9 protein-coding genes are annotated in these 13,915 nt (G+C 32.9%); 8 read left to right on the top strand and 1 reads right to left on the bottom strand.

Annotation, left to right across the window (positions count from 1 at the left end):
- The first annotated feature begins 3 nt into the window (after positions 1-3).
- The 6 genes from AWE51_RS05145 (at position 4) to glgB (ending at position 6,967) form a co-directional block, all read left to right on the top strand.
- Positions 4-708 (top strand): helix-turn-helix transcriptional regulator, encoded by a 705-nt coding sequence (locus AWE51_RS05145; RefSeq protein ID WP_066310390.1) that lies wholly within the window; start codon positions 4-6, stop codon positions 706-708.
- Between the two features lie 81 nt (positions 709-789).
- On the top strand, positions 790-1,182 hold the full coding sequence (locus AWE51_RS05140; protein ID WP_066310388.1) for a hypothetical protein: 393 nt from the start codon (positions 790-792) through the stop codon (positions 1,180-1,182).
- Positions 1,183-1,316: 134 nt separating this feature from the next.
- Entirely contained in the window at positions 1,317-2,120 is an 804-nt protein-coding gene (locus AWE51_RS05135; RefSeq protein ID WP_066310387.1) for a DNA alkylation repair protein, read from the top strand.
- 193 nt (positions 2,121-2,313) lie between these two features.
- Positions 2,314-3,726 carry a glycogen synthase gene (locus AWE51_RS05130; RefSeq protein ID WP_066310385.1) on the top strand — a complete coding sequence of 471 codons (1,413 nt, stop codon included), beginning with the start codon at positions 2,314-2,316 and terminating at the stop codon, positions 3,724-3,726.
- A gap of 1 nt (position 3,727) precedes the next feature.
- Positions 3,728-4,999, top strand: coding sequence for a glucose-1-phosphate adenylyltransferase (locus AWE51_RS05125; RefSeq protein ID WP_066310383.1), 1,272 nt, complete (start codon positions 3,728-3,730; stop codon positions 4,997-4,999).
- 54 nt (positions 5,000-5,053) lie between these two features.
- On the top strand, positions 5,054-6,967 hold the full coding sequence (gene glgB / locus AWE51_RS05120) for a 1,4-alpha-glucan branching protein GlgB (protein WP_066310378.1): 1,914 nt from the start codon (positions 5,054-5,056) through the stop codon (positions 6,965-6,967).
- A gap of 101 nt (positions 6,968-7,068) precedes the next feature.
- Here the strand turns inward: glgB and AWE51_RS05115 are convergent, their stop codons facing one another.
- A complete protein-coding gene (locus AWE51_RS05115) occupies positions 7,069-8,868 on the bottom strand; it encodes a glycoside hydrolase family 15 protein (RefSeq protein WP_066310373.1) in 1,800 nt (599 codons plus the stop codon).
- Between the two features lie 82 nt (positions 8,869-8,950).
- Here AWE51_RS05115 and AWE51_RS05110 point away from each other — a divergent pair, with 82 nt between their 5' ends.
- Together AWE51_RS05110 and AWE51_RS05105 are read left to right on the top strand one after the other, a co-directional pair.
- Complete coding sequence (locus AWE51_RS05110; protein ID WP_066310368.1) at positions 8,951-11,143, top strand: bifunctional alpha,alpha-trehalose-phosphate synthase (UDP-forming)/trehalose-phosphatase; 2,193 nt, start codon at positions 8,951-8,953, stop codon at positions 11,141-11,143.
- Between the two features lie 368 nt (positions 11,144-11,511).
- Entirely contained in the window at positions 11,512-13,914 is a 2,403-nt protein-coding gene (locus AWE51_RS05105) for a glycoside hydrolase family 31 protein (protein ID WP_066310367.1), read from the top strand.
- The last annotated feature ends 1 nt before the right edge of the window (position 13,915 follow it).

Raw genomic sequence — 13,915 nt, 5'->3', positions numbered from 1 at the left:
GTAATGAAGCGTTTACATCGATTAACTGCTATATTGGTGAAGTTACAATCAAAAAAAGTGGTTCAAGCAGCAGAACTCGCAGATAAGTTTGAGGTTAGTTTACGAACTATTTATCGGGATATGCAAGCATTAACTGATGCTGGCGTACCAATAGGTGCAGAGGCGGGAACAGGATATTTTCTTGTTGACGGATATTCCTTACCCCCGGTTATGTTTACAGAGAAAGAAGCCAACGCCTTATTAACGGCAGCTAAAATTATTAATACAAATAACGATCAATCCTTAATAAACGAATACAAAGAAGCGATTGATAAGGTTATTGCTGTACTTAAAACTACGCAAAAAGAAAAACTAGAAATTCTCGAGCAAAGAATTTTTACCTATACTAGAACCAAAGATAACCCTAGTAATACCCTATCTGTAATACAGCAAGCAATAACTGATTTTAGAGTTTTAGAAATTCAATATACTGCGGCATCTAAACAATTTACCAAAAGAAGAGTAGAACCACTCGGAGCATATTTTACTAATAACGTATGGGTAATGATCGCGTATTGTAGATTAAGAAAAGATTACCGCGAATTTAGAACCGATCGTATTATTAATCTTATTGAAACTCAAGAATTTTTTCCGCCACAAGCATTTACATTAGAGGATTACTATAAAAGATGGACAGAAATGTATAATTCATCATCTTCTTCTCAATAAAAAATACTACTGACATAAGGTTGTCATAGACAGGTTTTAGTTTTGATGAAAACATAGTTAGCTATGTTAAAATCAATACTCATGAACAAGTTAATTTTAGTAATCATGGTAAACTTATTATTTAATTGTACCACAAAACCTGATCAAAACAATTCGTCAATGAAAACAACACCAAAAGTAGTAGAAGTCGTATTATTTGAAGCCTATCCAGGGTATTCAAAAGAGGATGTAAAAACAGCATTAGCCTCATTAAATGATATTGTGAAATTGTATCATGGATTTGTAGAACGAACAACAGCAAGTAATGGAGATGGTAAATATGTAGATATTGTATATTGGAATGATATGAAATCTGCTAAAGCAGCAGCAGAGGATCTAACCAAAAACCAAGATGCTGCTGCAGTATTTAATATTATAAAGCCAGAATCAATCCAAATGTATCATTTTGATGCCTTTAATCAATTTGAAGAATAAAGGTACACTTAAACTAACACACACTCTCTCTGTAATTAGGAGAGAGTGTTGCAATTTGTAAAATTCATAGTATATGGTGTTCCCTATGATTTAACTACATTTGATACGCCAATATTTGCAATAATAAATCACTTATGATTCCCGAACATATCCAAAATAGAAAAGGAGCTCGTAGTTTTAATAATCTTGATCAAGAGGTCATTGATTATCTTAATCAAGGAAAAATAGAAACTGCAAATCTAATCGAATGGTTAGCTGTTGATCAATTAAAATTAGTAAAATTGATTTTAAAAGATTTAGATAAGAGTCATTGGTATGATAGCTTTTATGAAGCTATTTCGGCACAAAAAAAACCTACAGCAAATACAAATACCAAAATAATTGGACTTACGTTTATGCAATTATCTACTGATCAGTCTATATTTGAGTATCTTTCGAATCATATTTCTGATGTGCCTAGATGTTGGGCAACATATTGGGCTGCAATGCAAGAAACAGAAATTATAAATAGATTAAGGGTAATAGAGCAATACGCTGGTGATTCACATTTTGGAGTTAGAGAAGTTGCAATTTTTGCTACAAAAGACCTTATTATTGATAATTTAGATAAAGCACTTAATTTTTTACTTACTTGGGTTTCAAGTAAAGATGATAATATTCGACGATACGCTATAGAGGTCATAAGACCAATTGGCGTGTGGACAAAAAAAATAGATGATTTGAAAGAAAACCCAGAAAAGGGACTCCCACTTTTAACTGCTCTTCAATCCGATTCATCTAAATATGTAAGAGACTCTGTTGGAAATTGGTTAAACGACGCTAGTAAAACCAGACCAGAATGGGTGCAACAGATTTGCAATGATTGGGAAAAACAATCAGCTACAAAAGAAACTAAATATATCATAAAGAAAGCATTACGTTCTCTTAACAAGGCATAATGTGATTTATTTAATTTTAGCAATATTTCGTGATTTATGCAAAAAGCAAATTTTTTGTGTAATATTTTTATTAAATTTTTATTAAATACCCTTCTTTTTAGGAGAATAAGAGGTTGTTTCTAGGAGCTTTTTTATAGCTTTATGTGATTTTAAAATTCAGATAATAATCGCATAATAGTACACCCCCTTTTTAATGAATATTCTTCACATAAGTATTGAGTGTTACCCCATAGCAAAAGTTGGAGGACTTGCCGATGTAGTAGGTGCTTTACCAAAATATCAAAAAGACCTAGGAAATGATGTACTCGTTATTACACCGTTTCATGATAATCAATTTACAAAGGATGCTACTTTACAAGAAGTATATTCTGGCACAATAGTAGTAGGTAATGATGAACATCGGTATACAATTCATAATCTTGTATCCCCTGATTTAGGTTTTACTGTTAATCTTGTGCACATTCCGGGGTTATTGGATAGAGAACAAGTATATGGTCATAAAGACGAAATAGAGCGTTTTGTGGCTTTTCAAATAGCAGTTTTAGACTGGATAAAAGATAAACAATATATCCCAGATGTTATTCATTGTCATGATCATCATACAGGTTTAATTCCTTTTATGATTAGTCATGCTAACGCCTACTATTATATAAGAGATATCCCGACTGTTTTTACGATACATAATGCACAGTATCAGGGTCAAATACCCTATGATAGATTAAACTATTTACCTGATTTTGATCACTCTAAAATTGGGCTGTTAGATTGGGATAATCAAATTAATCCCTTGGCAACAGGGATAAAAAATTCTTGGAGAGTTACTACTGTTTCTCCAACATACATGAAAGAACTTCAGCAACGTGCAAATGGATTAGAAGGTTTATTAAGAGATGAGAAGAAAAAGTGTATAGGTATTTTAAATGGCATTGATACGGTTACTTGGGACCCAGAAACAGATCCTATGCTTATTAAAAACTATGGTGTTGGTTCTGTAATTTCAGGAAGAAAAGCAAATAAGAAATGGATATGTGAGAGTTTTGGACTATCCTTAGATAAACCTCTTTTTGGGTTTATAGGTAGATTAGTTTCAGAAAAAGGTGCTGATTTATTACCAGATATTATCGAAGAATCGTTAAATACTACAGACGTTAATATTTTTATTCTAGGTTCTGGTAGTCCTGAGACCGAAAATCGTTTAAGGGCTTTAAAAGAAAAATTTCCAGATCGATATCATGCACATATTGGGTATGACGAGAAATTGTCACATATAGTCTATGCTGGAGCGGATTTTTTACTGATGCCATCAAGAGTAGAACCATGTGGACTCAATCAGATGTATGCCTTACGCTATGGGTCGGTGCCAATTGTTAGAAGAACTGGTGGTCTTAAAGACACCATTATAGATATAGGAGAAGGTGGTTTTGGAATCTGTCACGATCAGGTCTTGGTTTGGGATGTTTGTTATTCTATAAAAAGAGCTATTGGATTTTATGAGGACGAAAAAATGTATAAGAAATTACAAAGACAAATCATGAAAATTGATCATTCCTGGAATCGATCAGCACAAGAATATACCAATTTATATATTACCCTTATAAACAACTAAAATGATCAACAAAAAAGTATTAGCAATTATTTTGGGAGGAGGCCAAGGAAGCCGATTATACCCATTGACCGAGAAAAGATCCAAACCTGCAGTTTCTATTGCAGGAAAATATCGATTGGTTGATATTCCTATTTCTAACTGTATTCATTGTGATATTAAAAGAATGTTTGTACTTACACAGTTCAATTCAGCATCTCTAAATAGACATATTAAGAACACCTATGTTTTTAGTAATTTTAGCGATGCTTTTGTTGATATATTGGCTGCAGAACAAACCCCAGACAATAAAACCTGGTTTCAAGGTACCGCAGACGCCGTTAGACAATCAATGCATCACCTTTTAAATCATGAGTTTGAATACGCTTTAATATTATCAGGAGACCAATTGTATAAAATGGATTTTGATGAAATGCTTAAAGAACATATGAGTAAAAATGCAGATATATCGATTGCAACCTTGCCCGTAAATCCAAAAGATGCTACACAATTTGGCATATTAAAGACAGATGACAATAATTTTATATCCTCATTTACAGAAAAACCTAGTTTAGATAAATTACCAGGTTGGGAGTCTGAAGTTGGAGAAGAAATGAAAAAAGAAAATCGACATTATCTAGCTTCAATGGGGATTTATATATTTAATAAACAATTATTAATTGATATACTTTCGAATCCAGATACTATCGATTTTGGTAAAGAAATAATACCAAATTCTATAGAAAAACATAAAGTGTTAGCGTATCAATATGAAGGATACTGGACAGATATTGGTAATGTGTCTGCATTTTTCGAGGCAAACCTTAGCCTTACTGATGACGTTCCACAATTTGATTTATTTAATAAAAGAAGTACGGTACTCACTAGACCAAGAATACTACCACCAGCAAAAATATCTGGAACTACACTAAATAAATCGATGATCGCAGAAGGATGTATTATTAATGCAAAGGAAATTGAAAATTCTGTAATTGGCATTCGATCAAGAATAGGAAAAGATACGGTAGTAAAGAATACTTATATGATAGGAAGTAATTCATATGAGGATCTAAGTGATTTGGATGAAAATCATAGCAAAGGCATTCCAAATACAGGTGTTGGTGATCGATGTAATATTAATAATACGATTATTGACAAAGATGCTAGAATTGGTAATGATGTAGTAATCAATGGAGGTAGTCATTTAGAAGACGCAGAAGAAGAATCCTATGTAATAAAAGATGGAATCGTAGTGATTAAAAGTCGTTCTGTAATTAAAGATGGGTTTAAGTTATAACTTTAAAAGGTTAAATGACTCCTTAGTAAATAACAATTAACCAATAATCTTTGGATGAGTAATGTAGTTGCACACAGTTTATTTTCAGAATTTGATGTTAATCTTTTCAAAGCGGGAAAGCATTATCGATTATACCAAAAATTTGGATCTCATATTATCACGGTAAATGGAATAAAAGGTACTTATTTTGCCGTTTGGGCTCCTTCGGCAAAGTCCGTTTCTGTAATTGGAGATTTTAATTATTGGACCCAAGGCGAACATAATTTAAATGTACGATGGGATGGTTCAGGTATTTGGGAAGGTTTTATTCCAAGTGCTGGAAAGGGAAGCACTTATAAATATAAAATCCAATCACATCATAATGATATTGTTACAGAAAAAGCAGATCCATATGCCAGACGTTGTGAGCATCCGCCAAAAACTGCTTCGGTGGTTTGGGAAGACAACTATCATTGGAAAGATGATGAATGGATGGATAAGCGCAAGCAGCACAATGCAATTGATGCCCCTTTTTCTGTATACGAAGTGCATTTAGGTTCTTGGAAAAAAAAGATAGATGAGAATCGATCGCTTTCCTATTTGGAACTTGCAGATGAATTGGTTGCATATATAAAAAAAATGCAGTTTACTCATGTAGAATTAATGCCTATTATGGAGTATCCTTATGATCCTTCATGGGGGTATCAACTTACAGGGTATTTTGCTCCAACATCACGATTTGGATATCCCGAAGAATTTAAAGTATTAGTGGATACATTACATCAAAACAATATTGGTGTTATTCTAGATTGGGTACCATCTCATTTTCCTGAAGATGCTCATGGGTTAGGGTTTTTTGATGGTTCACACCTTTATGAACATCCCGATAGACGTAAAGGATTTCATCCAGATTGGAACAGTCTGATATTCAATTATGGTCGCAATGAGGTAAAGAGCTTTTTGATTAGTAATGCAATATTCTGGTTAGAGCAGTACCATGCAGATGGATTACGTGTAGATGCGGTGGCTTCAATGCTTTTCTTAGATTATTCCAGAGAAGAAGGAGGGTGGGAACCAAATGAATTTGGAGGAAGAGAAAATCTTGATGCTATTGCTTTTATGAAAGAATTAAATACAGAAGTATATGCCAGTTTTCCAGATGTGCAAACTATTGCCGAAGAATCCACCTCTTTTCCAATGATATCAAAACCAGTACATTTAGGCGGTTTAGGTTTTGGAATGAAGTGGATGATGGGATGGATGCATGACACATTACAATATGTAGCCAAAGAACCTATTTATCGTAGACATCATCAAAATGATCTTACTTTTAGCATGACGTATGCCTTTACCGAAAATTTTATGCTACCATTATCACATGATGAAGTTGTGCATGGTAAAGGAAGTATTATGTCAAGAATGCCTGGTGATGAATGGCAACGTTTTGCTAATTTAAGATTGCTCTACAGTTATATGTTTACACATCCAGGTACCAATTTATTATTTATGGGTGCTGAATTTGGTCAAAATAATGAATGGAATTTCCTTGGCAGTTTGGATTGGCACTTACTGCAGTATGATTATCATAAAGGAGTACAAAATTTGATTATTGACCTTAACATTTTATATAAAAATTATGCGGCATTATATCTGCGACAATTTGATCACGAAGGTTTTGAATGGATAAGCTATGATGATTATGAAAATTCGGTAATAAGCTACATACGGAAAGGAAACGAAGAAGAAGAGTCATTGATTGTAATTTGCAATTTTACACCAGTACCAAGATCTCCTTATCGTTTAGGATTGCCGCATGGTGGAGTCCTGTCGGAAATATTTAATAGTGATGATAAAAAGTATGAGGGTAGTGGTTTAACGACCCAGAAAGAATTGAAGATAGAAAATAAGAATTGGAATGGCCGTTCGAAATCTGTAGAAATTATTGTTCCCCCATTAGGTACTTTGGTGTTTACATTAAAAACAAAGTAAGTAAAGATCAATACATGAATTAGTCATTATTATGAAATTAATAATGACTAATTTATTATAAATAGCTTCAAGAAAATGTTGAAAAAACAGCCTATAGATATTTAGGACAAAATATCTCTAATTTTTTCCTCTTCAGTAATTTTTGATAGATTAATCGCAGTTTCTATCAATGCCAAGTGCGAATAAGCTTGTGGAAAATTACCTAACAAACGTTTTGTTTTAAAGTCTAAATCCTCGCTAAAGAGACCAAGATGATTGCTATAGGATAACAACTTATCAAATTGTTTTATAGCTTTTTGCTCTTCGCCAATTTTATATAAACTATTAATAAACCAAAAGGTACAAATAGTAAAAGAGGATGATGGCAAACCAAAATCATCTTTGTTTTTATAGCGATACAACAAACCATCGTTAGATAGTTCACGTTCAATAGCTTTTACAGTACTTACATATTTTGGGTGTTTAGCATCTATAAAACCATAAGATTCCATCAACAATACAGAAGCATCTAGATCATCAACACCATACGCTTGTGTAAATGCTTGTGCAGAATCGCTCCACGCGTGTTCCATAATATCTTGACGTATAGCTTCTTCTAGTAATTGCCAACGAGCTAATTTTGAGGTTTTGCCCAACATTTTAGCTACTTTAATGGCTTTGTCGACAGCAGTCCAGCATAGTACTTTAGAAAAGGTAAAATGCTGATCTTCAGATCTAAATTCCCAAATACCTTTGTCTGGTTCTTGCCAATGTTTACTCACAACCCAAACAATACCCTTGGTAATACCCCACAGTTCTTCACCATTTTCAATATCATTATTAAAATTTAATAATAACTGATGAATTACATCCATAAGAATCCCATAAATATCATTCTGTTTTTGTTTATACGCAGCATTTCCAATTCGTACAGGACTAGAATTTTCATATCCAGACAAATGATCTAAGGATTCTTCAGTCAATTCCTTCTCTCCATTAATTCCATACATAATCTGAAGTTTCTCATCTTTATCTGTTATCAAATTGATGATAAATTCTAGGTATCGTTTTGCAATATTCTTGTGTCCTAGTTGAGAAATTACTTTAACTACCATAGAAGCATCACGAATCCAACAAAAACGATAATCCCAGTTCCTAACTTCTCCTATAGTTTCAGGTAAAGAAGTAGTAACTGCTGCCAAAATTGCACCCGATCTGTCGTAACTCAACAATTTTAAAGTCATTGCACTTCGGGCTATATAGTTATTATAGCGCTTATAACTAGGTGTACGCTCCATCCAATTCAACCAATATATCTTGGTACGCTCGTATTCTAGTATTGCTTTTTTTAGATTAGGGGTAAATAATTTCTCATTATAGGCTACCTGAAAAAAATGATCCGAAGTTATGGTCAAATCATGTCCTTTAACAATTGCGTCTTTGTCAAAATCTGTATATAAAAATAGGGAGTCAAAAGCTTCATTACTAGTTAGACTCACTACAAAATCATTTTTAATATAAGTAGATGTTTCCCCTTTTGCATATTCTAATTTAGGGTCATAAATAACTTTTAAGCTTGGTTTTCCAGCAACATGTTTGATGTATCTAATAAATTCAGGGGGAGAATGGTAACTTCCGTTTTCTTTATAATATCTAGGCATAAAATCCCTAACCTCAAAAATATCAAGACCATTACTAAAAGTAGTTACCAAAATCACAGTGTTTTCAATATAACTTTGTTTAATGGTATAACTATCATCTACGACAAATCCAAAAGAACCTCCAATCTCTTTGTCAAGCAGCTTACCAAATACTGTTGGGGAATCAAATTGAGGTAAACAACACCAGTCTATTGAACCTTGTTTAGAAACCAAAGCAGCACTCCTACAATTACCTATTATTCCATAATCTAAATTATTCATCAAACTATTTTCTTTTTAAGGGATAACTCACGAATTTTTATTTAAATTAACAAAATCATACCCGTTCAACCAAATTATCTATATGAATAAAACAATAATTGTTTCTAATCGCTTACCGTTACAAGTATCTATAAAGAATAATTCATTAAAAATAATTCCAAGTGTAGGAGGTTTAGCAACCGGAATGAAGTCTGTTCATGCCGAAGGAAATGGAATTTGGATTGGTTGGTCTGGAATTCCGGAAGAAGAACTAGATTCAGCCCTTTCTAAAGAGGTTGCTCAAGAAATACAAAAAGAGAAATGTGTTTCTGTACCCTTATCTATAAAAGATATTGAAGAATATTATGAAGGCTTTAGTAATAAAGCATTATGGCCATTATTTCATTATTTTATGGAATATACAGAATTTAAAGAGCAAGAGTGGGAAGCTTACAAACGTGTAAATCAAAAATTTGCAGAAGTTATATTAGAAAATATTGAAGACGGAGATACTGTTTGGGTACATGATTATCAATTATTATTGTTGCCTCAACTTATTAAGGATAAAAAACCAAATACTACCATAGGTTTCTTTTTACATATTCCTTTTCCATCATATGAGATTTTCAGAACATTTCCTTGGCGTAAAGAAATTCTCACTGGCATGATTGGCGCAGATTTATTAGGTTTTCACACTTACGATTATGAACGACATTTTTTGAGTTCCGTTAAGCGAATTTTAAGATTAGAGGTTAATTTCAATCAAATAAGTTATCAAGATAGACTCATTATGGTAGATTCTTTTCCTATGGGCATCGATTATGACAAGTTCTACAATGCTGCTCTTGAACATAGTAGTACGCCTCAAGAAAACCGAGAATTTTATCAAAGACTGCAGGAACATACATCAGAGGACAAAAAGCTAATTTTATCGATTGATCGAATGGATTATACCAAAGGTATTCCGAATAGAATAAAAGCTTTTGAATATTTTTTAGATAAATTTCCCGAATATAAAGAAAAGGCAAGATTGGTTATGTTGGCTGTACCATCACGTTCTAATGTTCCACAATATCAAAAGTTAAAAAGAGAAACCGATGAATTGGTAGGTCGCATTAACGGTAAATTTGCAACCGTAAGTTGGACACCAATCTGGTATTTTTATAGAGCTTTATCTTTCGACGATCTTATAGATTTATATATATCATCAGATGTGGCTCTTATTACACCTATAAGAGATGGAATGAATCTCGTAGCCAAAGAGTATGTTGCTACAAGAACTAAAAGTGATGGAGTGTTGATTTTAAGTGAAATGGCGGGTGCATCTAAAGAAATGAATGAAGCGTTACTCATCAATCCAAACAGTTTTGAAGACTTTGCTGATAATCTAAAAAGGGCCTTGTGTATGCCATTAGATGAGCAACAAAAACGTATGAAGTTTTTACAAAAACGTTTAAAGCGTTACAATGTCGAGAAATGGGCAAAAGAGTTTTTAGCATCTTTGGAAACCACAAAACAACTTAAAGGAGCAATTATAGCTAAAAAGTTAACTGGGGATTATGAGAAAAAATTATTGAGTGATTATCATCAAAAGAAAAAAAAATTATTGCTTTTGGATTATGATGGTACTCTAGTAGGTTTTAAAGACGATCCTCAAGATGCAAAACCAGATGCTAATCTTTATAATCTTTTGGATAAAATTCAAGAACAAGAAAATACAACAGTAGTACTAATTAGTGGAAGAGATAAAGAAACCTTTAAAAAGTGGTTTGGTCATAAAAATTATGACTTAGTCACCGATCATGGGGTCTGGATATATCAAAACAATGAATGGATAATGCTGGAACGCATTAAGACAGACTGGATGGAAAGTATCAGACCGATTTTGGAAACATTTGTGGATAGAACGCCTGGAACTTTCATAGAAACCAAAAATTATTCGCTGGCATGGCACTATAGAATGGCAGATCCAGAACTTGTTAAAATTCGTACTATAGAGTTAAATACAGTCCTGACCAGTATGGTTGAGAATAATGATTTAATGGTTTTAAAAGGTAATAAGGTCATTGAAATAAAAAGTAGTAATGTTAACAAAGGTAGAGCTATGAGTCGCTTGATAATACAAGAGGATTATGATTTTATGACCGTAATTGGTGATGATTGGACTGATGAGTACATGTTTGAAGAAGCCCCAGAATGGGCTTATACTATTAAAGTAGGGTTTGCTAAAACCAAAGCCATGTATCAGGTTAAAGATCCAGAACAAGTTACAGAATTGCTTACCAAAATGTTGTAAAGTACTATGATGTAGTGTTATTTCGAAGATTACTAATATAATTTTAGAAAATAAACATTGAACTGACTATTTAAATTAAACAAAAATCGTGATTCCTTCTTTGGGAGTTATAATTTTTAAGATCAAATCAAAGCAATACTGCAATTGTGTAAATTAGATATTTTATAATAGAAAATTAACTCATTGTTAATTTATTTTAATTCAAACGTTTTCGTTGATTTTTCTTGATAAATAGTAGTAAAAATGATTTTTAAATTGATTTAGATATTGTTCTTTTACAATAGAAGTATTCTTGATTTTAGTATAAATTATAAGTACTGGACCATGAATAACTTTAATACCTAAGTCTAAATGAAAAAGATAACAATATGATCACTAATACAGAATTAGAGCATAAAGGAAACCTATTTCCAGGTAAAATAACTTCATTTTCTCAACATGTAGATAAAATTAATTTTACAACAGAAAACGGAGTCATTTTACAAATTACAGTTTTAAGAGGTAGTGTATTACGTTTTAGATATGCAACTGATTATAACTTTGAAAAAGATTTTTCTTATGCTATCAGTGAAGATGGAGCAAGAGGATATAGTAAACTTGAAGTAGAAGAACACGACTCCGAATATTCAATTCTTACAGCACGTATTAAAGTAATTGTTAATAAACAAACTCTTAATATAGCGATTTATGATCTAGAAGGAAATGTGATTTGTAAAGACGATTGGGGTTTTCATTGGGAACAGAGTTATGAATACGGTGGTAACATTGTGAAAATGAGTAAATCGGCTCCCCAAGGAGAATGTTACTATGGGTTAGGAGATAAACCTACGCATTTAAACTTAAAAGGAAAGCGATTAGAGAATTGGGCAACAGACCAGTATGCATTTGGTAAAGATCAGGATCCATTATATAAAAGCGTTCCTTTTTATATAGGGATGTATGAAGAAAAAGCATATGGTATTTTCTTTGATAATACATTTAAAACATATTTTGATTTCTGTCATGAAAGGCGAAATGTAACTAGTTTTTGGGCACAAGGAGGAGAAATGAATTACTATTTCTTTTATGGGCCAAATATGCAAGAGGTTGTAACACGATATACAGATCTTACCGGTAAACCCGAACTACCACCACTATGGGCATTGGGATATCACCAATGTAAATGGAGTTATTATCCAGAACAGAAAGTAAAAGAAGTTACGAGTAAGTTCAGAGCGTTAGAAATTCCTTGTGATGCTATCTATTTAGATATTGATTATATGGAAGGCTTTAGATGCTTTACCTGGAATAAAGAGTATTTTCCAGATCCAAAGCGTATGGTTAAAGAACTTGCAGAAGACGGTTTTAAAACTATCGTTATTATAGATCCAGGAATTAAAATTGATGATGAATATTGGGTTTACAAAGAGGCAATAGAAAAAGATTATTTCTGTAAACGTGCTGATGGCCCGTACATGAGAGGAAAAGTATGGCCTGGAGAGTGTTTTTTTCCAGACTTTACAAACCCTGATGTACGAGAATGGTGGGCAGATCTGTTTAAAGAAATTATCGACGAAATAGGAGTGAAGGGAGTTTGGAATGATATGAACGAACCTGCCGTTATGGAAGTTCCAGGAAAAACATTTCCAGATGATGTACGACATAATTATGATGGTAATCCCTGTAGTCACAGAAAAGCTCATAATATTTACGGTACCCAAATGGCAAGAGCTACCTACGAGGGGGTAAAAAAATTCTCGTACCCTAAACGACCATTTATAATTACTAGATCCGCATATTCTGGTGCACAACGTTATACATCCTCATGGACAGGAGATAACGTTGCTACTTGGGAACATCTTTGGATAGCAAATATCCAAGCGCAACGTATGAGTATGAGTGGTATGTCCTTTACAGGTAGTGATATTGGTGGTTTTGCAGAGCATCCAACAGGAGAATTGTATGCTCGTTGGATACAATTGGGAGTTTTTCATCCTTTTTGCCGAACCCATTCTTCTGGAGACCATGGTAATCAAGAACCATGGACTTTTGGAGACGAAGTAGTAGATGTTACTAGAAAATTTGTATCACTACGGTATCAATTATTACCCTATCTATATACGATGTTTTGGGAATATGCTGAAGATGGTATTCCAATGTTAAAACCATTAGTTTTATTTGATCAGGAAGACTGTCAGACACATTATAGAGCGGATGAATTTGTTTTTGGAAATCAAATTTTGGTATGCCCTATACAAGAACCTAATGCTAAAGGAAGAAGAATGTATATACCAAGAGGAAGTTGGTATAATTACTGGACTAGAGAATATGTAAAAGGAGGAATGGAGCAGTGGGTTGATGCCGATTTGGATACGATACCATTATTTGTAAAAGATGGCGCAATTATTCCAAAATATCCAGTACAACAATATGTTGGTGAAAAGAAAATAGAAGAACTAAAATTAGAAGTATACTATAAATTAGGTAATAAAGAAGTATCAAAAGTTTTTGAAGATGCACAAGATGGCTATGATTATGTAAAAGGAAGGTATTGTTTAAGAAACTTCTCTTTTACAGGTAAAGAAAATGAAATTATTATTCAGCAGCATAAAACTGGAACATATGTTACAGAATATGAGGTTTTTAAAATTGAGTTTATAGGACTTCCTTTTGTGATTAAAGAAGTTGAAATAGATAATGTGATTGTTTCTTTAGATAGTATTCAGTTTAATAAAAAAGAACAAACTATAGTAGTTCCAAAAGATTTTACAGAGTTGCATATTATAGCATAAT

It is taken from the genome of Aquimarina aggregata, from assembly GCF_001632745.1.
Classification (GTDB): Bacteria; Bacteroidota; Bacteroidia; order Flavobacteriales; family Flavobacteriaceae; genus Aquimarina; species Aquimarina aggregata.
The sequence above is the reverse complement of the archived record's forward strand: the minus strand, read 5'-3'. Positions and strand labels throughout refer to the sequence as shown.

Coding starts and splice junctions, on each gene's coding strand:
- AWE51_RS05145 (WP_066310390.1), top strand. CDS start 4: ATGAAGCGTTTACATCGATTAACTGCTATATTGGTGAAGTTACAATCA.
- AWE51_RS05140 (WP_066310388.1), top strand. CDS start 790: ATGAACAAGTTAATTTTAGTAATCATGGTAAACTTATTATTTAATTGT.
- AWE51_RS05135 (WP_066310387.1), top strand. CDS start 1,317: ATGATTCCCGAACATATCCAAAATAGAAAAGGAGCTCGTAGTTTTAAT.
- AWE51_RS05130 (WP_066310385.1), top strand. CDS start 2,314: ATGAATATTCTTCACATAAGTATTGAGTGTTACCCCATAGCAAAAGTT.
- AWE51_RS05125 (WP_066310383.1), top strand. CDS start 3,728: ATGATCAACAAAAAAGTATTAGCAATTATTTTGGGAGGAGGCCAAGGA.
- glgB (WP_066310378.1), top strand. CDS start 5,054: ATGAGTAATGTAGTTGCACACAGTTTATTTTCAGAATTTGATGTTAAT.
- AWE51_RS05115 (WP_066310373.1), bottom strand. CDS start 8,868: ATGAATAATTTAGATTATGGAATAATAGGTAATTGTAGGAGTGCTGCT.
- AWE51_RS05110 (WP_066310368.1), top strand. CDS start 8,951: ATGAATAAAACAATAATTGTTTCTAATCGCTTACCGTTACAAGTATCT.
- AWE51_RS05105 (WP_066310367.1), top strand. CDS start 11,512: ATGATCACTAATACAGAATTAGAGCATAAAGGAAACCTATTTCCAGGT.